Source organism: Sphingobium sp. DN12 (assembly GCF_051058005.1).
Classification (GTDB): Bacteria; Pseudomonadota; Alphaproteobacteria; order Sphingomonadales; family Sphingomonadaceae; genus Sphingobium; species Sphingobium yanoikuyae.
Genome location: NZ_CP173718.1, coordinates 218,414 through 240,405, shown reverse-complemented (window position 1 = coordinate 240,405; position 21,992 = coordinate 218,414). Strand labels below are relative to the sequence as shown.

At 62.1% G+C, this 21,992-nt stretch carries 14 protein-coding genes and 2 pseudogenes; 8 read left to right on the top strand and 8 right to left on the bottom strand.

Annotated elements, in window-relative coordinates:
• Positions 1-22 precede the first annotated feature (22 nt).
• On the top strand, positions 23-469 hold the full coding sequence (locus ACI6S0_RS24565) for a globin domain-containing protein (protein WP_029547632.1): 447 nt from the start codon (positions 23-25) through the stop codon (positions 467-469).
• A 189-nt stretch (positions 470-658) separates the two neighbouring features.
• Here ACI6S0_RS24565 and ACI6S0_RS24560 read toward each other — a convergent pair whose 3' ends face one another.
• Entirely contained in the window at positions 659-3,550 is a 2,892-nt protein-coding gene (locus tag ACI6S0_RS24560) for a Tn3 family transposase (RefSeq protein ID WP_016746447.1), read from the bottom strand.
• A gap of 125 nt (positions 3,551-3,675) precedes the next feature.
• On the opposite strand from ACI6S0_RS24560, the pseudogene ACI6S0_RS24555 reads away from it, so the two are divergent.
• A pseudogene (locus tag ACI6S0_RS24555) lies at positions 3,676-3,747 on the top strand (recombinase family protein); the annotation flags it as partial.
• A 45-nt stretch (positions 3,748-3,792) separates the two neighbouring features.
• On the opposite strand, the gene ACI6S0_RS24550 reads toward ACI6S0_RS24555, so the two are convergent.
• Positions 3,793-4,557, bottom strand: a complete 765-nt coding sequence (locus ACI6S0_RS24550) for an IS6 family transposase (RefSeq protein WP_006949122.1) — start codon at positions 4,555-4,557, stop codon at positions 3,793-3,795.
• 282 nt (positions 4,558-4,839) lie between these two features.
• Here ACI6S0_RS24550 and ACI6S0_RS24545 point away from each other — a divergent pair, with 282 nt between their 5' ends.
• The 3 genes from ACI6S0_RS24545 to ACI6S0_RS24535 all read left to right on the top strand — a co-directional run bounded on the left by ACI6S0_RS24545 (position 4,840) and on the right by ACI6S0_RS24535 (position 9,724).
• Positions 4,840-6,105 (top strand): serine/threonine protein phosphatase, encoded by a 1,266-nt coding sequence (locus ACI6S0_RS24545; protein ID WP_434406001.1) that lies wholly within the window; start codon positions 4,840-4,842, stop codon positions 6,103-6,105.
• 2 nt (positions 6,106-6,107) lie between these two features.
• Positions 6,108-7,430 carry a spinster family MFS transporter gene (locus ACI6S0_RS24540; RefSeq protein ID WP_122129094.1) on the top strand — a complete coding sequence of 441 codons (1,323 nt, stop codon included), beginning with the start codon at positions 6,108-6,110 and terminating at the stop codon, positions 7,428-7,430.
• 83 nt (positions 7,431-7,513) lie between these two features.
• On the top strand, positions 7,514-9,724 hold the full coding sequence (locus tag ACI6S0_RS24535; RefSeq protein WP_122129093.1) for a TonB-dependent receptor: 2,211 nt from the start codon (positions 7,514-7,516) through the stop codon (positions 9,722-9,724).
• Between the two features lie 301 nt (positions 9,725-10,025).
• Here the strand turns inward: ACI6S0_RS24535 and ACI6S0_RS24530 are convergent, their stop codons facing one another.
• The 3 genes from ACI6S0_RS24530 to ACI6S0_RS24520 are packed head-to-tail and all read right to left on the bottom strand — an operon-like array spanning position 10,026 to position 14,316.
• The gene (locus ACI6S0_RS24530; protein WP_122129092.1) at positions 10,026-11,093 is read right to left on the bottom strand and encodes a tyrosine-protein phosphatase; all 1,068 of its coding nucleotides are present in this window, start codon (positions 11,091-11,093) and stop codon (positions 10,026-10,028) included.
• 14 nt (positions 11,094-11,107) lie between these two features.
• Positions 11,108-13,516, bottom strand: coding sequence for a TonB-dependent receptor (locus tag ACI6S0_RS24525; RefSeq protein ID WP_122129091.1), 2,409 nt, complete (start codon positions 13,514-13,516; stop codon positions 11,108-11,110).
• A 35-nt stretch (positions 13,517-13,551) separates the two neighbouring features.
• Positions 13,552-14,316, bottom strand: a complete 765-nt coding sequence (locus ACI6S0_RS24520) for an IS6 family transposase (protein ID WP_006949122.1) — start codon at positions 14,314-14,316, stop codon at positions 13,552-13,554.
• Positions 14,317-14,601: 285 nt separating this feature from the next.
• Between ACI6S0_RS24520 and ACI6S0_RS24515 the strand changes: the two genes are divergently transcribed.
• Both ACI6S0_RS24515 and ACI6S0_RS24510 read left to right on the top strand, forming a co-directional pair.
• A complete protein-coding gene (locus ACI6S0_RS24515; protein WP_044663217.1) occupies positions 14,602-15,678 on the top strand; it encodes a hypothetical protein in 1,077 nt (358 codons plus the stop codon).
• A 148-nt stretch (positions 15,679-15,826) separates the two neighbouring features.
• A complete protein-coding gene (locus ACI6S0_RS24510) occupies positions 15,827-16,531 on the top strand; it encodes a DNA adenine methylase (RefSeq protein ID WP_006954176.1) in 705 nt (234 codons plus the stop codon).
• 281 nt (positions 16,532-16,812) lie between these two features.
• Here the strand turns inward: ACI6S0_RS24510 and ACI6S0_RS24505 are convergent, their stop codons facing one another.
• Positions 16,813-18,174 (bottom strand): hypothetical protein, encoded by a 1,362-nt coding sequence (locus ACI6S0_RS24505; RefSeq protein ID WP_007683476.1) that lies wholly within the window; start codon positions 18,172-18,174, stop codon positions 16,813-16,815.
• Complete coding sequence (locus ACI6S0_RS24500; RefSeq protein ID WP_007683474.1) at positions 18,171-18,764, bottom strand: recombinase family protein; 594 nt, start codon at positions 18,762-18,764, stop codon at positions 18,171-18,173. The genes ACI6S0_RS24505 and ACI6S0_RS24500 overlap by 4 nt, the downstream gene beginning before the upstream one ends.
• Before the next feature lie 146 nt (positions 18,765-18,910).
• Between ACI6S0_RS24500 and ACI6S0_RS24495 the strand changes: the two are divergent.
• Positions 18,911-21,061: pseudogene (locus ACI6S0_RS24495) on the top strand (Tn3 family transposase); the annotation flags it as partial.
• A gap of 78 nt (positions 21,062-21,139) precedes the next feature.
• Here ACI6S0_RS24495 and ACI6S0_RS24490 read toward each other — a convergent pair.
• On the bottom strand, positions 21,140-21,904 hold the full coding sequence (locus tag ACI6S0_RS24490; protein WP_006949122.1) for an IS6 family transposase: 765 nt from the start codon (positions 21,902-21,904) through the stop codon (positions 21,140-21,142).
• Positions 21,905-21,992: the final 88 nt, after the last annotated feature.

Sequence of the window (21,992 nt, the reverse complement as noted above, 5' to 3'; positions counted from 1 at the left end):
CTGAAATCCGGAGCACGTCTGTATGTCCAAACCGCTCTCCCCCGAAACAATGGCTTTGGTGAAAGCTACGGCGCCTGCGCTCCAGCAGCATGGCGTGGAGATCACCACGCGCATGTACCAGCGCCTGTTCGTCGATCCGGAGATCAAGGCGTTGTTCGACATGGCCGCGCACGAATCCGGCGCGCAGCCCAAGCGGCTCGCGGCGGCGATCCTCGCCTTCGCGCAGAATGTCGATAAGCTCGACGCGCTGAAACCGGCGATCGAGCGGATCGCCGCGCGTCATGTCGAAACACACATCAAGCCCGAGCATTACCCCACCGTGGCGAACGCGCTGCTCCCCGCCATCCGCGATATTCTCGGCGAAGCCGCGACCGAGGAAATATTGACGGCATGGGGCGAGGCCTATTGGTTTCTAGCCGATATCCTTATCAACCGTGAGGCGCAGCTCTACCAGACCAAGGCGGCATGATCGCCGCAGCAGGCCGCTCCTCCCAAAGGATGTGAGAAGCCGATCCTAGAATCGTGGCTGCGGTAGCCAAGATGCTCATTGTTCGACGTCATTTGCCAGTTTGAGAAGCTTGGTCTCGATGCCTTTCAGGCCGGCAATGGCCTCATGGTCGGCGACTGACCGGGGGCGTTTGCGGGAGGGGGCGGAATCCTACGCTAAGGATTTGGGCCAGCGATATTCCCCGGTTAGATTGATGTGTTCCCATCCCAACGGCGAGACGTGGGCGAGTAGATCAGGCGCGATATGGGTACCGCTGGCGGCCCGGGTATTGACGACCTCGCCGAGCTTCATGGTGTTCCAGAATATGATGATGGCGGCGAGCAGGTTCATTCCGGCGATGCGATAGTGCTGGCCTTCGCCGGATCGATCCCGGATTTCACCTCGGCGGTGGAAGCTGATGGCGCGCTTTAGGGCGTGGTGGGCCTCACCCTTGTTGAGGCCGATCTGAGCCTGGCGCTGGAGGCCGGCATCAAGAATCCAGTCGATCATGAACAGGGTTCGCTCGATGCGGCCCACCTCTCGCAATGCGAGGGCCAGCTCATTCTGGCGCGGGTAAGAGGCGAGCTTGCGAAGAATCTGGCTGGGGGCGACGATCCCCGCTGCGATCGTCGCCATGATGCGCAGGATGTCGGGCCAGTTGCGCTCGATGAGCGGTTCATTGATCTTACCTCCGACCAGCGCTCGCACATTGGCCGGCGTCGCGTTGGGCGTGAAGGCATAGAGTCTTTTCTGAGGGAGATCGCGGATACGGGGGGCGAACCTGTAGCCGAGCAAGGCGCAGGCGGCGAACACATGATCGGTGAAGCCGCCCGTGTCGGCAAAATGCTGGCGAACGCGGCGGCCCGCGTCATTCATGAGCAGCCCGTCCAGGATATAGGGAGCCTCGCTGACCGTTGCCGGGATCACCTGGGTTGCGAACGGCGCATATTGATCGGACACATGGCTGTATCCCTTGAGGCCCGGGACGTTGCCATATTTCGCGTTGATCAGATTCATCGCCTCGCCCTGCTCGGTAGCAAGGAAGAACTGCCCGTCGCTGGATGCCGATTGCCCTTGTCCCCAGAAGGCGGCCATGGGCAGGGCGGCGTGGGCCTCCACGATCATGGCGAGCGCCCGATCATAGGCGCTGCCTTCGACATGCCAGCGCGCGATCCGCAGCAATTCCCAGAAGCTGTGCGTGTTGGTCGCCGCCGCCATCTTGCGCAAACCGAGATTGACGCCTTCCGCCAGCAACACGTTCATCAGGCCGATCCGGTCGCTGCAGGGCGCGCCGGTGCGCAGATGCGTGAACGCCTCGGAAAATCCGGTTCGCTCATCGACTTCCAGCAACAGATCGGTGATCCTCGCGGGCGGGAGCTGTTGATAGAGATCGAGCACGAGATCCTCGGCCCCTTCGGGCGTGTCGGCCCTCAGCTTGTCGATGTGCAGCTTGCCGTTCTCGATGATGCCGCCTGGGATCGTGCCGGTTCGCGCCGCGCGGCCAAACTCCTTCAGCCGTGTATCCAGTCGAGCCCTGCGCTCGGCCAGCCATTCGCCGGGTCGCAGCGGCACGGCGAGCCGCGCGGTCTGCTCTATCGCCTGTGGCGGGACCAGAAGCTGCTTGAGGTCGCCATAGCGGCGCGATCCCGCCAACCATATGTCACCGGACCGGAAGGCGTCGCGGATGTGGAACAGCACCGCGATTTCCCAAAGCCGGTGGTCGCCGCTGGGCTCAGCGCGAAGATGACGATGCCATTTCGAGTTGGGACGTAGAAAATCCACCGGCGGATCGACCTTGATCCCGTTACGCAGCATCGCAACGGCCGCCAGAAGAGGCGTGGCGATCGGCGCCGCCTGCATGTCGAGCAGGCGCAGCATCCTGGGCGCGTAGAGGCGGAAACGGTGATAGCCGTCCAGCACACGGCTGAGCGGGTCGGCCGCGAGCACGTTGGTCAGCGCGGAGGCCGTGGCGACAAGGGTTCTGAACCGTTCCCAGCCAGGCCCGGTGGCGATTATCCCGTCCAGGGCCGTGCCATCGTCCTGCGCTCCAAGCAAAGCACCACCGATTTCGGCAAAGGACTTCAGCGTGTCCCGAACGGCCGCCTTTTCGTCGGCGATCCTGGTGTTGCAAAGGCGTTCGGAGGCCCGATAGAGACGGCCTACGATGCGATCGTGGGTCTCCACGATGACATCGGCCAGCGATGACCGCCATTCCAGGGTGCAGACAGCGAGGATCGCAAGCCGCCTGTCTTCGGGCAGATCACGCATGCCGTCGGCGTAATAGCGCTCGCCCTGCCGGCGAAGCCGGGTCACACGATGCGCCGGCACGCCGTCCAGCAAATCCGCCGGAAGATCGAACCTTTGAAGATATTCCAGTCGATCCATCAGCCGGTTAGCGGCTGCTGAATTTGCGCCAACCTCGAACTGTCGCAGCCATACGAAGCGCGTGACGCGACCATCCACCGTATCCTCCAACAGGTGAGCCAAATTCTCGCTCAGGGTTGGCGTGATGCGATGGGCGATAAGATCCTCGATCCGGCGCTCGGCCTCAACCAGCGCATCGGCGCAAAGGCGCTCGATCGTCGAGGAGCCGGGAAGGATCGTGCGGGTGCGGCGACACTCCGCAACGAAGCGACGGGCAAGATCCTCATTCGATGTCGCCGCCTCGGCTTCCCGAGCGATCCATTCGCGCAAATCCCGTGCGCCCCGCCCCGAAAAGGAGCGATAGCCGTAGATTCGGCGAAGGTCCGCCAGATGCTCGTGCCGGGTCTCCTCGCGCGCGGCATAGAGGAGTAGATCGTCGCTGGTCAGGCCGAGCTGGGCCGCGATGAAATCCGATACCTGCGCCGGGATCAACTCGCCAGGAGCGAGCACCCGGCCCGGGTAGCGCAGGACGCACAGTTGCAGCGCGAAGCCAAAACGATTGTGGGCGCGCCGGCGCTGGCGGATATGCCCGAGATCCTCATCGCTGAGGGTATAGTGCCGCAGCAGCTCACCTTGATCGACCGGCAAGTGAAGCAGCGCCTCGCGCTGTCGATCGGTCAGGGTCACGCGACGCGGCATACATGCTCCTTATTCTTTCCGAGCTACGGTTTGAGATAGCTTGATTGAGATGCTGGTTAAGATACACAATAGCCCAATCTTATGTGCTCATGTTCGTCACCGCCTCAAACCTTCGTTTGTGATCCATGCTGATCGGCTACGCCCGCGTGTCCAAAGCCGACGGCTCGCAGTCGCTCGACCTGCAGCACGAGGCTCTGTTGCAAACATGGGGCACGGCCGCGCGGCGTCACCCAGTTGGGGGATTAGGCAGCATTGGCGAAATGCTTATTGAGCATAATCATGGTTTCGGTCAGGGCCGAGGGTCCAATTCCGAATGCTCTTTCAACCAGGCGCACCTCCCCCATGATACCTGGCTGCAGGCACCATGCCTGGGCCTGTCCTTTGCGTAGGGCGCGCATGACCTCGAAGCCCTTGATCGTGGCGTAGGCCGTTGGCATCGACTTGAAGCCACGTACCGGCTTGATCAGCATCTTCAGCTTGCCGTGGTCGGCCTCGAGCACGTTGTTCAGATATTTCACCTGCCGGTGCTCGGTTTCCGCCGCCAGTTTGCCTTCGCGTTTCAGCTCAGCGATTGCTGCGCCGTAGCTGGGTGCCTTGTCGGTATTGAGTTTGGCCGGCTTTTCCCAGTCCTTCAGGCCACGAAGAGCTTTGCCCAGAAAGCGCTTCGCCGCTTTGGCGCTGCGTGTCGATGACAGATAGAAATCAATCGTGTCGCCCCGTTTGTCGACCGCCCGGTACAGGTAGGTCCATTTGCCCCGCACCTTTACGTAGGTCTCATCCAGACGCCAGCTCGGATCAAAGCCGCGCCGCCAGAACCAGCGGAGACGCTTCTCCATCTCCGGCGCGTAGCGCTGCACCCAGCGATAGATCGTCGTATGATCGACATCGATCCCACGCTCGGACAGCATTTCCTCGAGATCACGGTAGCTGATGCCGTATCGACAATACCAGCGCACCGCCCATAGGATGACCTCGCCGGTAAAATGCCGTCCTTTGAAATCGTTCATCGCAACTGACCTTGACAGTACATGAGCCCAATCTTGGAAACCGTGTCAGAGTTTGCAACAGAGCCAAATTTCCTGACAAAAATTCCCAGCCGTCACAGAAGCGTCAAACAGAAAACATAGCTGTACATCTGTTTCGATTCACGGACAGGTCGTAGGGGCTGTCGAGCGTGCAGCACCGGACAGGTGTGCTGCGCGATCACATCCCTGCGCCCTGCCGCGAGAGGAATTGCCGTCTCCCGGTGTGGCCGGGCGATGGCCGGTATATTCTGTTGGAGACAAGAAGTGACCTTATCGACCGATCCGTTCAGCGTGGCTGTCATCTGCGATACGCAAAATTATTCCAGCTACCGCAATCAGCGGGAGGCAGGCTTTCCCTTCAACGCGCGTGAGATGTTGTGGGACATGATGCAGTATATCGCCGCCAACGCGCGCAAGAATGGTGGCGACATCGCCTTCGTCTCCGGTCTCGGCGATAGCTGGCAGCATCCGAGCAGCTGGGGGCCCGACGCTCCCCATGTCGAGCGCGGCGTGTCCTGCGTGCCCAATCCCGCGATCGAGGCGCTGATCCCCGCCTCTCCATCGCAAGTGCTGGAGGTCGAGATTCCCGCCATTCGCAAGGCATGGGGCATCATCGCGGACGAACTGCCCTTCTTCCTCGTCCCCGGCAATCACGACCATGACAATATCTGGAGCGACCCGGCCTTTCCGCCGGAGCCCGATGGCTGGATTCGCGACGGCGCATCCTATGGCCTCGGTTCGCTGCATGTCGGTTCGCTCGACAACTGGACCGCGCATTTCGGCGACCAGTCCGAACTGTTCCGCGACAAGCCCTGGTATGTGTCCTCGCACAAAGACGGCTGCAATGCCGCGCAGGTCTTCAAGGGCGGCGGCTATCGTTTCCTGCACATCGGTATCGAGATGTGTCCGCAGGACGACATCATCGAGTGGGCGCAGTCCGTCATCGATGCCCATCCCGGCCTGCCGACGATCCTGTCCATCCATGAATTCATCAATGAAAAGGGCGAGCGTCAGTCGATCGACTTTTTCGACCTCACCCGCATCGACCCGGACCGCAACAGCCCGCAGAGCCTGTGGGAAAAGCTGGTGGCCCCGAACGACCAGATATTGTGCACGCTGAACGGCCATTTCCATGGCGTGATGAACCGGATCGACACCAATGACCATGGCCACAAGGTCTACCAGTTCCTCGTCAACTATCAGTGCCGGAAGCAGACGTTCAAGGCGACCGGCTCCGACGCGGCAATCCTCGACGGCATCGGTGACGGCTGGCTGCGCCTGATGACCTTCGACCTGGCAGGGGAGGCGCCGACGCTGCGCCTGCGCGCCTATTCGACGCACTACAAGGCCTTTGCCTCGGACCTGCCGCTCTACACCGAGTGGTATGGCAATGAGCATCCGGAGATGAGCGAAGCCGAATTTGTCGGTCTCGACGAATGCACCTTCGACCTTGACGACTTCCGCGCCCGGTTCGGCATGCCCTCGACCCAGGGTCAAGCCGACCGTGAGCTGGCGCTGGCCGGCGAATAATCATGGCCTCGCTCGCCGACCTCCCGACGAACGGCGCCATTCCGGCATCGGCTCAGCCGATGCCGGATACGGACCGACCGCGCAAAATGGCCTATTATGTCCTTGCGCTGCTGTGCCTGATCTCTCTTCTTGGCTATTATGACCGCTATCTGGTCGCGATCCTGGTGGAGAGCATCAAGCATGATCTGGGCGTCAGTGACGGCCAGGTCGGCCTGCTGACAGGCTTTGCCTTCGCCTTCGTCTATTCGATCATGGCGGTGCCGGTGGCCCGCTATTCGGACGGGGGGCGGCGGGTGCTTGTTCTGGGCGTATCTCTGCTGATCTGGTCGGCGATGACGGCGCTGTGCGGGCTGGCGCCGAGCTTTGCTGTCCTGCTGATCGCCCGGCTCGGCGTGGGCATGGGGGAAGCCGGCGGCATTCCGACCACCCATGCGCTGGTATCCGACCATTTCCCGGCACGCTGGCGGGCGACCGCCTTGTCCGCGACCGTAGTGATTGGCGGCATCGGTTTCATGATCGCCAATGCGGCCGGTGGCTGGGTGGCGGATCATTGGGGCTGGCGGGCGGCTTTTCTGGTCGGCGCGGCACCGGCGCCGCTGCTCGCCCTGCTGCTGTTCACGACCGTCAGGGAACCGGTTCCCTCCAGACCACAGGCCGGGGCGACGCCGACCAGCATGTGGCGCGCCGTCGGCACATTGCTGTCCCGGCGGAGCTATGCGCTGCTGTGCCTCGGCATGGCGGTGGCAACGGTCGCGGCCTCGGCGATGCTGAACTGGATACCGGCCTTCCTCATGCGCAGCCATGGGCTGAGCGCGGGGCAGGTCGGGGGCAGCTATGGCCTGATCATGGGCCTCTCCACCATAGCAGCATTGCTGCTCGGTGGTCTGCTTGGCGACGCGCTGTCCCGCATGGATCCGCGCTGGGGCATCCGCTTGCCCGCGCTGGCCTTTTGCCTCTCCATGCCGATGACGCTTGCCTTTCTGTTCGCCCGCGACCTGACCGCCGCCCTGTTCATTGCCGCGCCCATGACCCTCGTCGGCACGCTGGCAACGACGCCCGCCTATGCCCTTGTCCAGCGGCTTGCCGGACCGGACAATCGGGCCACGGCCACCGCCCTTTACCTCCTGATCGTCAATCTCTTTGGCATGGGATCGGGGCCAGCCGTGGCCGGCTGGATCAGCGATGCGCTGGTTGACCAGGTCGGTCAGCAGTCGCTCCAATATGCCCTTGCCATCATGTCGTGCGCCTATCTCGCGGGCGGCCTGCTGATCGCTTGCGGCGCGCGCAGCGTGGCGCAGGAGAGCGCTGACGCCAACGCTATCTGACTTTCTCCTTCTCTCACATTCCCGGTCGTCGGCGCATCTTGGTGCCGACGAGCGACCCTGCTCACCTTTTCAGGATCATTGTCATGAACAGCTTTCCCTCTCTGCCACTACGCCAGGCGCTCCTTGCCGGTGCCGCCCTGACCACATTGATCGCCTTTCCGCTGCACGCCGAAGAAAACGCCGGCGGCGGAGACATCATCGTCACCGCGCAAAAGCGCGCACAGCGGCTGATCGACGTGCCCTCGACCGTCAGCGTCCTCAACCCCGAAGCGCTGCGCGAGGCTGGCGTCAGGGATCTGATCGACGCATCCCGCCTCACCCCCGGCGTGGTCGTTTCGCCGCAAATCACCGGCGGACGAACCATCCAGACCTTCACCATTCGCGGTATCGGCTATGATGACTTACGGCCCAACGGCAACCCGTCCGCAGCCGTCAGCATCGATGGCGCCTATCAGGGATCGGCCGCTCTGGTCGGCGGCCAGATGTTCGACATCGAACGGATCGAAATCCTGAAAGGGCCGCAAGGCACGCTCTACGGCCAGAACACCACGGCAGGCGCGGTCAACATCATTTCCCGCCAGCCGACCGACCAATGGACAGGCGAGGCCCATGCCGAATATGGCCGGTTCAACAGCTGGCGCGCGGAAGGAGGTGTGGGCGGACCTTTGGCGCAGGGCATCAAGCTGCGCCTTGCCGGCGTCTATGACAGCACCGACGGTTTCATGACCAATATCGGTACCCATGGGGCCACGGGATCGTCCAACCCTGCAGTCCCGGCGATCGTCGACCCCGGCGTCGATGACAAGGCCAATCGTTCGGAATATTATGGCGGTCGCGCCATCCTGCTCCTGGAGCCTGCCGATGGCACATCCGTCAAGCTGAACGCGCATGGCTTCAAGGAGAGCGGGGCGGTGCAGTTCTTCGAACGGACCCGAACCCTGCGTGGCTTCGAACCGCTCCCACGCTTCACGATTGATTCCGCGATCGAACCCTTACTGGATAAGAGCAGCTATGGCGGATCGCTGACCTTCAATCAGAAAATTGGCGATGGCGTCCAACTGGTCGCCATTCTGGGTTGGGAAAAGCTGAAGCAGCGCTACGCCGCTGCTAGCGACGCGGTGCCGACGCGCATCGGCGACACCATCTACCGCGACAATGTGGAACAGGGCACGGTGGAAATCCGCCTGCAAAATGCGACGCCGGACCGCTTCGACTGGGTGGTCGGCGCCAACGCCTATAAGGATAAGGTGCGACTGCGCAGTACGCTCGACCTGAGTGACGCGATCCTCAGCGTCCTGCAGGCGGACTACCGCCAGCGTCGCCGCAGCGTCGCCGGTTTCGCCGATGGCAGCATCAAGCTGGGCGACCGTTGGAAAATCGGGGCTGGTCTGCGCTATACCCATGACGAGAGCGACTTCGACGGCGTGACGACGGACCTCAACCCCTATGGCGTCAGCATCGCTCAGGCCGCCTTCGGTCCGCTGCCCTTTGCCTTTGACCGCAATTTTTCGGACAACAGCCTGTCGGGGCGACTGAATGTCAGTTACGAGATTTCGCCGTCGGCGACAGCCTATGCGTCGGTCAGCCGCGGTTTCAAGGCGGGCGGGTTCGATGGGTCGACATCCTTCACCCTGCCGGAAACCAATCCGTTCAAGTCGGAGCGCGTCTGGACTTACGAGGCCGGGATCAAGTTCCTGCCCCAGGGCGGCCCGGTCCAGATCGACGCATCGGCCTATTATAACGACTTTAACAATCTCCAGGCCAACCTCAACAAGATGATCGGTACGCTGCCTAGCAATATCCGTACCAATGTGGGCAGCGCGCGGACTTATGGCGTCGAGGCGAATATAACCCTACGGCCGGTCAAGGGAATGGAAATACAGGGTGGCGTCTCGCTGCTCGACAGCAAGATACTGGAGATGTTGTCGGACAGCGCGGTCGAACGGGCGCGGCGGATCGGCAATGAACTGCCCTTCGCGCCGAAGATGACGCTGACGAGCGCCATCCGCTACACCATGCCGCTGGGCAATGGCATGACCCTGACGCCGTCGGTCAATGGCCGATTCATCGACGATTACTACACCGAACTCGACAACTATCAGACGATCAAGGGCTATTTCCTCGGTAATGCGCAACTGGAACTGGCGATCGGCAACGGCGCTACGGTGGCGGGTTGGGTTCGCAACTTCACCAATGTCCGCTACGCCACGGCGCTCTATGTCGCGCCGCCAACCTACACGCAGATGAGCGGATCTCCGCGGACCTATGGCATGTCCATAGGCTATCGCTTCTGATGAGCCGATGGTGGGCTGTCATGGCGAATTGCAGACGCCTTGGCAGTCCACGCACTAGGAGGATGATCGCCATGAAGATGGGCGTTTGATGCATATGCCGTCCGCTCTGCCACGTTCCATCAAGGATAGCGGCCCGTCTGCACCTGAGTATCGGATTTTGGCGGCTGAACGTCCGGCATGGGTCGGAGTGCGCGGCTCGCTTGCGTTTCATTCCGCTGCCGAGGCCGTAAGAGCGGCGTTCATGAGATTGGCGTACGCGGGAGTGAATGTTTATCCCTCGCGCGTACGGCAGTCCCTTCGATCATTGAGTGAGCATAACCGCTCGCAACTTGGCGATATCGGCATCGGTCAGGCCCAGCGCCTTCTTCATATAGCCCTCCGATCCACCATATTCGCTGTCGATATAGGTAAAGAACTGAGCCAGATGCGACGCTCCGCTCCGCGTGTAGAGCGGTTCGGCGGTGGCCCGTTTCTTCTCGTCGCCGCTGAAATAATATTTCAGGATCGGATTGTTGGGATAGTCTGCCGGGTTAACCTTGGGCATCTCATATTGCGGTCGGCGCAACGCGGTCGACTTATGGTAATCCTTGAGGATCGTCTCGCGGTCGACTCCAAGTACATCGTAAAGCATGGCCGTCGCCATGCCGGTGCGGTCCTGCCCGGCCGAGCAATGATAGATGACCGCGCCCTCATTCGCCTCGATCCGGCGGTAGAGCGAGCGCAGCTGGGGTACGAGCATCAGTTCCATGCCCTTGTAGACATTCTCGCCATTGCCCTTGCCGAAATTGGCCATCATGGGCTTGAGCGAATAGTCGTTGGCGACGAAGAGCGCGCCGGTGCGATCGTCAATCTGGTCGGGCGCGACTTCGCGTTCCTCCAGTGATCGCAGGTCCACCACGGTGCCGATGCCCAACTGCCCGACCAGCGCATAGTCTGCTTCGGTGAAGAGCGGCATGGCGCCCGAGCGGAACGCCTTGCCCCAGCGAACGGTGCGACCGTCCTTCGTCACATAGCCGCCGATGTCGCGAAAATTGCTGCCCTGCTCGATCGGCAGGACGCGCTCGCCCGCGACCGCGACCTTGCCCGCCTTGTCCTTCATCAGGACATAGCGCCGTTGGGTGGCGGCTATGGGCAGGGTGACGCTGTCCCCCCTGGCCGCGGCCTTGGCGATGGCGGCGTCGACCCTTTGGTCGCTACCGTCGATCCGGTCATCCTGGCTGATCCAGAGAGCGACCGGGACAATGTCGCCCCGGTCGAGCGTGACGCTTTGTGCGTCGATGCGGGTCAGGCTGGCTGGCTCCCTTGCGACGGCCGGCGTGACCGCCGCAAGAGCAATGAGCGAGAAGCTGGTTGTCAGAATAGCGCGCATGAGGATGTCGTCCTTCAGAAGCTGAAGCGAACGCCGAACAGATAGCGCGACCCGATCTGCTCGACCTCGGTCGGCGTGGCGGGCGTGCCCTGATAGGCGATATAGGTTTCGTCGGTGAGGTTGGCGAGGTCGGCGAACAGGGTGAGATTTTCGTTCAGCGCATAGCGCAGCGACACGTCGAGATTTTCATAGCCCTGACGATATTCGCCGCTGCCCATGCCGCCCAGCGTGTCCAGCCAGTGTGACCGCCACTGATAGCTGACGCGCGCCGACAAGCCGTATTTCTCGTAGAAGAGCGAGGCATTGGCGATCGTCTTCGACATGCCCTGGAAGGCGATGCCCTTTTCCGACGGCGTATCGAAACTGCCGTCAAGCAGAGTGACATTGCCCTGGAAACCGAAGCCGTCCAGCGCCCCCGGCAGGAAATCGAACTGCTTGAGCAGGTTGAATTCCACGCCATACAGCTTGCCGCTTTCGCCATTATAGGTGCCGCTCAGCAGGTAGCCCGAACGATCGATCCCGCCGGAATTATAGAAGTCGCTGCTGACGGCAGCCTGATTCTGATACAGGACATTATCGACCCAGCGGTGGAAGCCGGCGATCGAGATCATGCCGTTGCCGGGCAGATAATATTCGATGCTGGCGTCCGCTCCCCAGGTATATTCCGGGCGCAGCATCGGATTGCCACCGCTGATCGTGCCGGGGCTGTTGGTGTCGTTGATCGATGCGCCGACCCGGATCGCGCCGTAGGCCGGGCGGGAAATGCTGCGCTGACCGGCCAGACGCAGCACAAGATTGTCGGCAGCGGCATATTTCAGGTTCAGGCTGGGGAAGAAGTCGGTCTTCGTATCGTCATAGGTCAGGGGCGTGGCAATGCCGCCGGCGATGACCGTGCCCCTGTTGTTCATGCTATAGCGTTCGACACGGACGCCGCCGACGGCGGTCAGGGGACCGCTTTCGACCTTGGCCATGACATAGCCTGCCAACGTCTTTTCGCGCTGGGCATAGCGGTCGCTGGCAGGCGTATCGAGCGCGGGGTTGTAGAGGCCCGCCGTCTCCATCCGAACCAGCAGAGTGTCGATATCCCGGCGCATGGCGACATTGTCGACATAGTTGAGCGTTACGCCCAGCGGAAAGCCGGTGTCCCAAGGCTTATTGGTAACATAGGAATTGATGTCGAACGGCTGGCCGACACTGGCGCCCAGCGCACCGATCATCGCCATGTTGGACGCCGAAAAAAGCGTCCCGTCGATGCTGCGGTCGGCATAGAGGCTGCCAGCCGACAGGGTCAGGTCGCCCATTTCCCGGGCGACGTCCAGCTTGGCGGTGTAGCTGTCCGATATCGTGCTTTGCCGACCCGCGAGCACATAGGCGCCGCTGTTCGAAAGGCTGGCCTGGTTAAATGTCCCGTTGACCGTGACGATCGGAAATTCCGGCGTGCTGTTGTCGTAGCTGAGCGACAGATTGTTCGCTCCGCTGGTCGATGCCTGCACCAGCGGCAGGTAGCTGGTATTTTCGGTACGGGTATAGTTGAACTTGAACGATGCGGACAGGCCGTCATCGGTTTCATAATCGCCGCCGACGGTGCCGATATAGTTGCGGTTCCGATATTCGCCGAAGTTGAAGCTGCCGCGTAGCGGTACGCCTGTCAGAGTGCCGCTGTCCTGCGTGCGGGTGCCGCCGGTCGCGCGGTCCAGCCGGAATTCATACTGATTGCGCTGCTCATTGTCGTTGAATTCGCTGAAGATCGCCTTGGCATAGATGCGCTGGCCTTCTTCCGGGCTATATTCGACACCGCCGAACAGGCCGTTGTTCCAGCGTTCGATCTTGTACTGGCGCACGTCGAATTCGGTCGGACCATTGGCGTCATAGGCACCGACCTCGCGATTGTCGGTCAGCTGCTTGCGACGATAATGGGATCCTCCGACCACGACGCCGAAATTGTCGTTCGACCAGGACAGGCGCAGCGACCCCTGCCGCTGTTCGCCGCCGCCCAGATTCATGAAGCCATAGCCGGCGTCGCCCGACACATGCAGCCCCTTGCGCTCCATTGGCGAATAGGTGCGCAGGTCGATGGTGGCGACCACGGCGTCGGCCTGAAGATCGCTGGTCAGCGATTTGTTGATGACCATCTGTGACAGCAGCACGGCCGGGATGGCGTCGAAGCGGAAGGCGCGGGTATCGCCGCCTTCGTCCACACCCGCCATCGGGATGCCGTCGATGCTGACGGAGGTCCAGCGATTGGGCGCGCCGCGCACCTGGATGTAGCGCTCCTGCCCCTGATCGCGCTGGACCGCGACGGCGGGCAGGCGGGACAGGGCGGCGGCGGCATTCTGGTCCGGGAAGCGCCCGACAGCATCGGATGCAGCGATGTCGGTCAGGTTCAACGCCTTGCGCTTCAGGGCGGGCTCTGTTGCAAACATGGGGCACGGCCGCGCGGCGTCACCCAGTTGGGGGATTAGGCAGCATTGGCGAAATGCTTATTGAGCATAATCATGGTTTCGGTCAGGGCCGAGGGTCCAATTCCGAATGCTCTTTCAACCAGGCGCACCTCCCCCATGATACCTGGCTGCAGGCACCATGCCTGGGCCTGTCCTTTGCGTAGGGCGCGCATGACCTCGAAGCCCTTGATCGTGGCGTAGGCCGTTGGCATCGACTTGAAGCCACGTACCGGCTTGATCAGCATCTTCAGCTTGCCGTGGTCGGCCTCGAGCACGTTGTTCAGATATTTCACCTGCCGGTGCTCGGTTTCCGCCGCCAGTTTGCCTTCGCGTTTCAGCTCAGCGATTGCTGCGCCGTAGCTGGGTGCCTTGTCGGTATTGAGTTTGGCCGGCTTTTCCCAGTCCTTCAGGCCACGAAGAGCTTTGCCCAGAAAGCGCTTCGCCGCTTTGGCGCTGCGTGTCGATGACAGATAGAAATCAATCGTGTCGCCCCGTTTGTCGACCGCCCGGTACAGGTAGGTCCATTTGCCCCGCACCTTTACGTAGGTCTCATCCAGACGCCAGCTCGGATCAAAGCCGCGCCGCCAGAACCAGCGGAGACGCTTCTCCATCTCCGGCGCGTAGCGCTGCACCCAGCGATAGATCGTCGTATGATCGACATCGATCCCACGCTCGGACAGCATTTCCTCGAGATCACGGTAGCTGATGCCGTATCGACAATACCAGCGCACCGCCCATAGGATGACCTCGCCGGTAAAATGCCGTCCTTTGAAATCGTTCATCGCAACTGACCTTGACAGTACATGAGCCCAATCTTGGAAACCGTGTCAGAGTTTGCAACAGAGCCCGCGGGCGCAGCTCCTTCGCCTTGCCAGCGCCGTGCCTGCCCGATACGGTTCTGCAACAACTCTGCTTTCGGGTCGCGCACAACCCGCCGTTGTGTCCGAAAGTGCGAAAGCCCGGCCCTGTGTCGGGCTTTCTTATATTCGTGCTAGACCACGCTCCAACAAATAGTTCTGGTTCTCATAGACGCCTACGTCTATGCCGGATCTGACAGAGGAAGCGGGATGGCATTGGAACCTATCAGGGTATTGGAGTTCGCGGACGCCGATCGCGCGGACGTGCAACGGCGCGTGGTCGATGCCGTGCAAGCTGCGCCCGAACGGTTCCTGACGGACTATGCGGCCCGACCCGGCACTTTCGGGGGGCGCTACGTCTGTGCGGACGCCATGAAAGAGCTGCTTCCCGAATATACCGCCTCAAGAGAGGCCCGCGGCCGATACAACGCGCCCGTCCACAATGCCGCGGCCGTTCTGGCGGCCGAACAATACCGGCGCGTAGTGGCCGATAGCTCCGATCCGGCCCGCAACCTGGTGCTGTTCGTAACCGGGATGCCGGGGGCCGGGAAAACCTCTGAAATCCAGTATGCGGCGCTGCATGAAGGAAACCGGCTCGGCCGTGACGTGCGCGCGATCTTTGAGGGCCAGCTTGTCGATCCGCAAGCGAGCATCGCCAAGGTCGAACAGGCATTGAGCGCCGGATGCAGGGTCGGGGTAATAGCGGTGCTGCCTCGGCCAGAGGAGGCGCTTGCGCACACGTTCCAACGCTTTGAGGAGCTGGGCCGGGGTGCGAGCGCGGCCGTGATGGTGCGTATTCAGGAGGGCACGCCTGACGGCCTAGAGGCCCTTCTAGGTCGCTTTGGCGATCAGATTTCGGTTGCGGTCCATGACGTGCGCGATCGTGCGAATGTTCATCGCCTAGAAGGCATGGACGGTGTAAATATCTGGCGGAAGGAATTGGAAAATGGACCTGTCCAAGAAAGGCTTGAAAGAGAGTTCGACCGGCTCAACCAACTCGGCCGCGTCAGCGCAGATTGCGCCCTCCAATTCAAAGGACAGTCTCCCCACGGGCAACTTTACGCGATTGGAGGCCCTGATGTTGGTGGGAGCCTCGCACATGGCGACGGACGAAAAGCTACGCCGGAAAGTGGCCGAACGTCTCTCCTGAACGCGGCACGGGGAAGCTCGCTCGCCGGACTCTCCGACGCCCTCAAGACAGGCCAGAGCGAAAGCGACGGCAAAACCAAATCCAACGAAATCGGCCACGGCCTGCCTAAGCCGCCGTCGCCTCGGCGTTCCAGATGAACGCCCCCAGCCCTAACCTTCCGCTTGGTGTTAGCCGGGGAGCGTTGCGAGGGGCTGGCCCCTTGCTGTGGGGGTCGATCGGGACGCTGGGCGGCCCGATCGCAGGGGGACGCTTCCCCCGCCTGCCCCTTCTTTTCCAGTAGGTGCCATGACCGGCTATCTCGGCTCGAAACAGGTTTCGGGCGCATATCAGGCTGTGATTGCCAATATGCCGCCGCACGATACCTACATTGAGACGCATCTAGGCTCCGGCATCGTCCTCCGGCGCAAGCCTCCCGCTGCCCGCTCGATCGGCCTCGAAATTGATCCGGCTACCTTTGAGTGCTTCGGCTCGATCGCGGCAGAGGAATCGAGCGCGTTCGATGGCGCGGCCGTCGAAACCTACAACGTCGATTGCCTCGCCTTCCTGCGCGATTTCGACTTTTCGGCCGCTGGGCGCGTGCTGATCTATGCTGATCCGCCCTATGTCCTCGCCACGCGCTCCCATCCGGGCACGCGCTACCGCTATGACTATACGGAAGCGGACCATAGGGAACTGCTGGCCGTCCTCGATGCGCTGCCCGCCTCGGTGATGATTTCAGGCTATCCCTCGTCCCTGTATAGCGAACTGCTGCCCGCGCCGCGCTGGCGCGTCCTGTCCTATCAGGCCATGACGCGAGGCGGGCCGCGCACCGAATGTCTATGGATGAACTATGCGCCCGACGCGGCGCATTGGGCCACCCATGCCGGGGTGGATTTCACCGATCGCCAGAGGATCAAGCGCAAGGCGGCACGTTGGAAACGCATGTTTAGCGAGCTGCCTGCGGGCGAGCGAATTGCGATCCTCGCCGCGCTGCTGGAAGTGGACTCATAGGCCCCTGTGCATTATTCGGCCACAGATTCACGGTAGGCGAGCTTGAGGGACGTCGGCGCCAGCTTCTCTGCCAGGGATTGCGCTACGTAAGCCGTCGCGGCCACACAAAAAGGCCGGCACAACGGCCGGCCATAGTTTTAGGAGAGGATGCCTGAAAGGCATCCTCATGCTGCACCTGCGAGCAGCCGTGCGCAATACAAATCCGCAGGCACCGTTGGTGAAGGCGGCTCCAGTGTCTATCAGGCGGCCAGCATGTCCTTCATCGTTGCGGGGTCAAGCCGTCACCGGCGCAGTTCTTCGATCCCGAGTTCCTGCCATATCCACCCGAAGTCGTACGTCGCCATCGGATCATCGATGTCAGCGTGTCTCCCACTGAGATTTTCGAGATGTTTTAGCCACGTGGCGAGTTGGTCGCGTCCGGCCTTGCTGCCGGCGCATTGTCGCGGCGTTTTGTCGCCGAGCATCGGGACAGGCTCATCGAGGAGTGTCCGGTATTGACGATCGAGCATGCCGTGGACAAGCGGGGTGGCGACCTCGACCGGGATGTCCGGTGCCGGCTCCGACACGGTTCGTCCTTCCTGACGCGCAGCCATCGCCTGTTCGATCGTCTCGATCTCGGTCAAAGGTGTTCCCACCAGGGCGCCGAGCGCCTGGGTGACGAGTGCAACGCCGCGTTCTGCACGTTCGGCCGAGGTGACGGAGAGGATCAGAGCGCGGCCCTTGAGTTCCAGATTCCCAAGCACCGGCGTGCCGTCTTCCATTGACACACCCCACGCCATCTGGCCGGTGCCTTTCTTGCCCTGTTTTGTTCTGGTGCCGAGCCAGTTCCAGAAATGTGACGTTTCCCGCTGCAGGGCGGGCACGGTATCGAGGCGGTCGCCGATGAGTGCCTGCGTCGTCCCCCGCGTGAACGGAAAACGGACACGGTGGAAAACAACCTCCTCGCCATCGGCGTTATGCAGCGTGGGGATGGCGACAGGCTCGAGCATCCTGGGCAAGATGTCGAACAGCCAGACCATCGAGATGAGCGGCGCCAGGTCGCGCAGTTGATCATCGTCGATCACTAGTTTCGCGCGCGGGCCGCGCTTGCCCTGTCCCAGGCGCAATGCCTCGAGAAGGGCGCTGGTGGCTTCCGCTGTAAAGGACAGCAGGCCGCCTGCCAGGATCCTATGCCCGCTCACCGGAATGATGCGCACGCCGATCCGATCCCACGGGCCCAGCGTCCTGGACGCGGTGCGCTCGCGGACCTGGACGGGATCACCGCCCCGGATCAGATCTCGCGCGAGGAAGCCGACGCCGGGCTCGATCGCGCTGACTTCATAGACGCTCATGACGGAGGTCTTCAGCGCGCGCATGTAGAGCTTGTTGGGGCCGGCCTCGTTCCATCCGCGGCGCTTGAGATATTCGTCCACGATGTTGCGGCCATCGGGCTCGAAGACGCGGGTCACCAGGTCCTCGAACGCGCAGCCCCACAAGGTCATGGCCCAGTGATCCCCGATGATGCCGGGCAGTTCGTCGGAATCGATGTCGAACTGCGTGAGAACCGGCCCCAGATGATCGTCGAGCGCGTCATGCAGGTCGTCGGCCCACTCGGGCCGTGTCGCGAACTTCATCAGCCCGGTCAGGTCGTGGCCGCGTTTCATGCCGGTAGCTCCATAGTCTGTCGGTGCGCGGCGACGATGCGCGAAACGGTCGGCTCGCTGACATGATAGAGCCGCGCCATCTCGGCGCCGGATTTTCGTCCGGAGATGACGGACTCCGCGATCTCGCGCCGTTGCTTTTCGCCGAGTTTGCGCCGGCGTCCGCCGATCCGCCCTTCGGCACGCGCCTGGGCGAGGCCGGCGGAGGTGCGCTCGCGGATCATGGCGCGCTCGAACTCGGCGAAGCTCCCGACCATCTGCATCATCATGCGACCTGCGGCCGTGGTGGTGTCAATCGCCTCGGTCAGCGAGCGGAAGCCCGCGCCCGCCGCCTCGATCCGCTCCATAATGTGCAGCAGATCCTTGAGGCTGCGCGATAGCCGGTCGAGTTTCCAGACGACGACGACGTCACTGTCGCGTAACTGGCCGATCATCTCCAGGAGCTTTGGCCGGTCCCAGCGCCCGCCACTGGCAATTTCCTCGAACACGCGCCTGCACCCAGCCGCGTCGAGGGCGCGGCGCTGGGCGGCGTTCGACTGCTCGTCACCCTTCGACACCCGCGCATAGCCGATCAGATAGGGTGCCCTGGTCAAATCCTGCCTTTCACAAACGGCCGTATCTGCAGGTCTTTACGACACGAACGGATTTCCGCGTCCTTCCGTCTTTCACAATCCTCTTGCAGAATTAAACTGAAAGGCAAGCAGTTTTTGGAGGTTCGTAAGTGCCCGGACGCATTCCGATGACGAAGCGGCAGCGCGCCACCCTGCTGGCGCTGCCCGAGGACGAGGCCATGATCGTGAAGCACTATAGCCTGTCTGACGATGACATGGCGGCGGTCGGCACCGCGCGAACCCCTGCGACCCGGCTCGGCTATGCCCTGCAGCTTTGCTGCCTGCGGTATCCGGGTCGGCATCTGCGTCATGGCGAACTGCTGCCGGCACTCATGCTCGACCATATTGCCGAACAGGTCGAAGTGGATGCGGGTGTCGTCGCTGATTTCGCGAGACGCACGCCCACACGCTACGACCAGCTCGCCGCGATCAAGACGCGGTTTGGCTTCAGCGACCTGAGCCGGCCACAGCGCGCGGAATTGATGAGTTGGCTGACAGGCGAGGCTGCGATCACCATCGACGGGCGCGAACTGCTGGACCGGCTCCTGGATGAGATGCGTGTCCGCCATATCGTCATCCCCGGTATCAGCGTCGTGGAGCGCATGGCGGCCGAGGCTATACACCATGCGGAAACGGATCTCGTGGCCGCAATCGATGGCAGCCTCACGCCCGAGATGCGTCAGCATCTCGACACGCTCATCGATGACAAGATCCATGACCGACAAAGCCGGTTGTCCTGGCTGCGCGAACCGGAACCGCGTGTAGCGGCCGGTTCGCTTATGGAACTCATCGAGAAGGTCGCCATGATCCGCAGGACCGGTGTGTCGGCCTTGTCGATCGATCCCCGCGCCACACCACGCTTGGCGCAATTTGCCCGGGAGGGCGTGCGTTATACAGCGCAGGCTTTCCAGCAGATGCGTCCCGCCCGCAGACGGGTGGTGCTTCTCGCGACGCTGCGCGAGCTGGAAGCAACGCTCACCGATACCGCGATAGATATGTTCGGCGCGCTGGTCGGCCGCTCTCATCTCCGTGCCCGCAAGCGGCTCGAGCAGCGCGTGGCCGTTTCCGGTCGCGAAGGGCGCGAACGGTTGCTGCGCATCGCCAGAATTCTGGAAGCGATGAGCCAGGCAAAAAGAACTGGCGGCGATATCGTCGCCGCGGTCAGCGCCGTGACATCCTTCGATACGATCGACGCGGACGCCGCGATCATTCGACGGACCGCTGCACCGCACCGGGATGAAGTGCTCGATGAGATCGCCGCCGAATATCGCACTTTCAAGCGGACGGGGCCGCTGTTCGTGCGTGGTTTCGATTTCCAGGGCCGGGCAGGCATGCAGGAGTTGCGCGAGGCGATGGCAATCCTTGCCGATCTCGACGGAGATTGGCGCAAGCCACTGCCTGCCGGCGTACCGCTCGGTCACATCGAGCGGCGCTGGCGCCGGTATGTCGTTACGCCCGGTGGAATAGATCGCACCCATTGGGAACTGGCGACCTATAGCGCCCTTGCCAATGCGTTGGCGTCGGGTGGGATGTGGGTGCCAACAGCCCGCATCCATCGATCGCTTGGCGTGCTGCTCACCCCTCCCATCGGTAATGCCCTGTCGAAGCAAGCATTCTCGCTCGGCGATCCGCATGCCTGGCTCGAGGAGAGAGCGGCACGGCTCGACGACGCCCTGCGCGATGTCTCCAGCAATCTCGACAAGCGCGACCCCGCGCTCTTCGCCGGAGAACGGCTGCGGTTTCCGAAAGAGCCGGCTGAAGAGGCCGGTCAGGATGATGGCCGGCAACTCGCGCTTGCCTGTTACGGCATGGTGCCCGTGACCCGGATCACGGACGTACTGTCGCAGGTCGAGTGCTGGACCGGGTTCATCTCGCACTTCGGTCATGTCTCGACGGGCCTGCCGCCTTCCGACGAACGCGCTTTCCTCGCCACGCTGATCGCCGAGGCAACGAACCTCGGTCTGTCCCGCATGGCCGAAGTCTGCGGTGTTGCTTCCCGGCGCGTCCTCTTGCGTATGCAGACCTGGCATATGCGCGAAGAGACGTTCCGCGCCGCGCTCGCCTGTCTGACCGACGCCATCCATGCCGAGCCGCTCGCCGCCTGGTTTGGTGCAGGGCATCGTGCCTCGGCTGATGGCCAGGCTTTTTATCTCGGTGGGCCCGGTGAAGCCGGCGGGACGATCAACGCGCACTATGGTCGCGACCCGGTGGTCAAGATCTACACCACCATCACCGACCGATACGCGCCACTCCATCAGACGGTGATTGCCGGCACAGCAGGCGAAGCCATCCATGCGCTCGACGGGGCTCTGTTGCAAACATGGGGCACGGCCGCGCGGCGTCACCCAGTTGGGGGATTAGGCAGCATTGGCGAAATGCTTATTGAGCATAATCATGGTTTCGGTCAGGGCCGAGGGTCCAATTCCGAATGCTCTTTCAACCAGGCGCACCTCCCCCATGATACCTGGCTGCAGGCACCATGCCTGGGCCTGTCCTTTGCGTAGGGCGCGCATGACCTCGAAGCCCTTGATCGTGGCGTAGGCCGTTGGCATCGACTTGAAGCCACGTACCGGCTTGATCAGCATCTTCAGCTTGCCGTGGTCGGCCTCGAGCACGTTGTTCAGATATTTCACCTGCCGGTGCTCGGTTTCCGCCGCCAGTTTGCCTTCGCGTTTCAGCTCAGCGATTGCTGCGCCGTAGCTGGGTGCCTTGTCGGTATTGAGTTTGGCCGGCTTTTCCCAGTCCTTCAGGCCACGAAGAGCTTTGCCCAGAAAGCGCTTCGCCGCTTTGGCGCTGCGTGTCGATGACAGATAGAAATCAATCGTGTCGCCCCGTTTGTCGACCGCCCGGTACAGGTAGGTCCATTTGCCCCGCACCTTTACGTAGGTCTCATCCAGACGCCAGCTCGGATCAAAGCCGCGCCGCCAGAACCAGCGGAGACGCTTCTCCATCTCCGGCGCGTAGCGCTGCACCCAGCGATAGATCGTCGTATGATCGACATCGATCCCACGCTCGGACAGCATTTCCTCGAGATCACGGTAGCTGATGCCGTATCGACAATACCAGCGCACCGCCCATAGGATGACCTCGCCGGTAAAATGCCGTCCTTTGAAATCGTTCATCGCAACTGACCTTGACAGTACATGAGCCCAATCTTGGAAACCGTGTCAGAGTTTGCAACAGAGCCGTCACGCCCAATCGGGGCGGTGC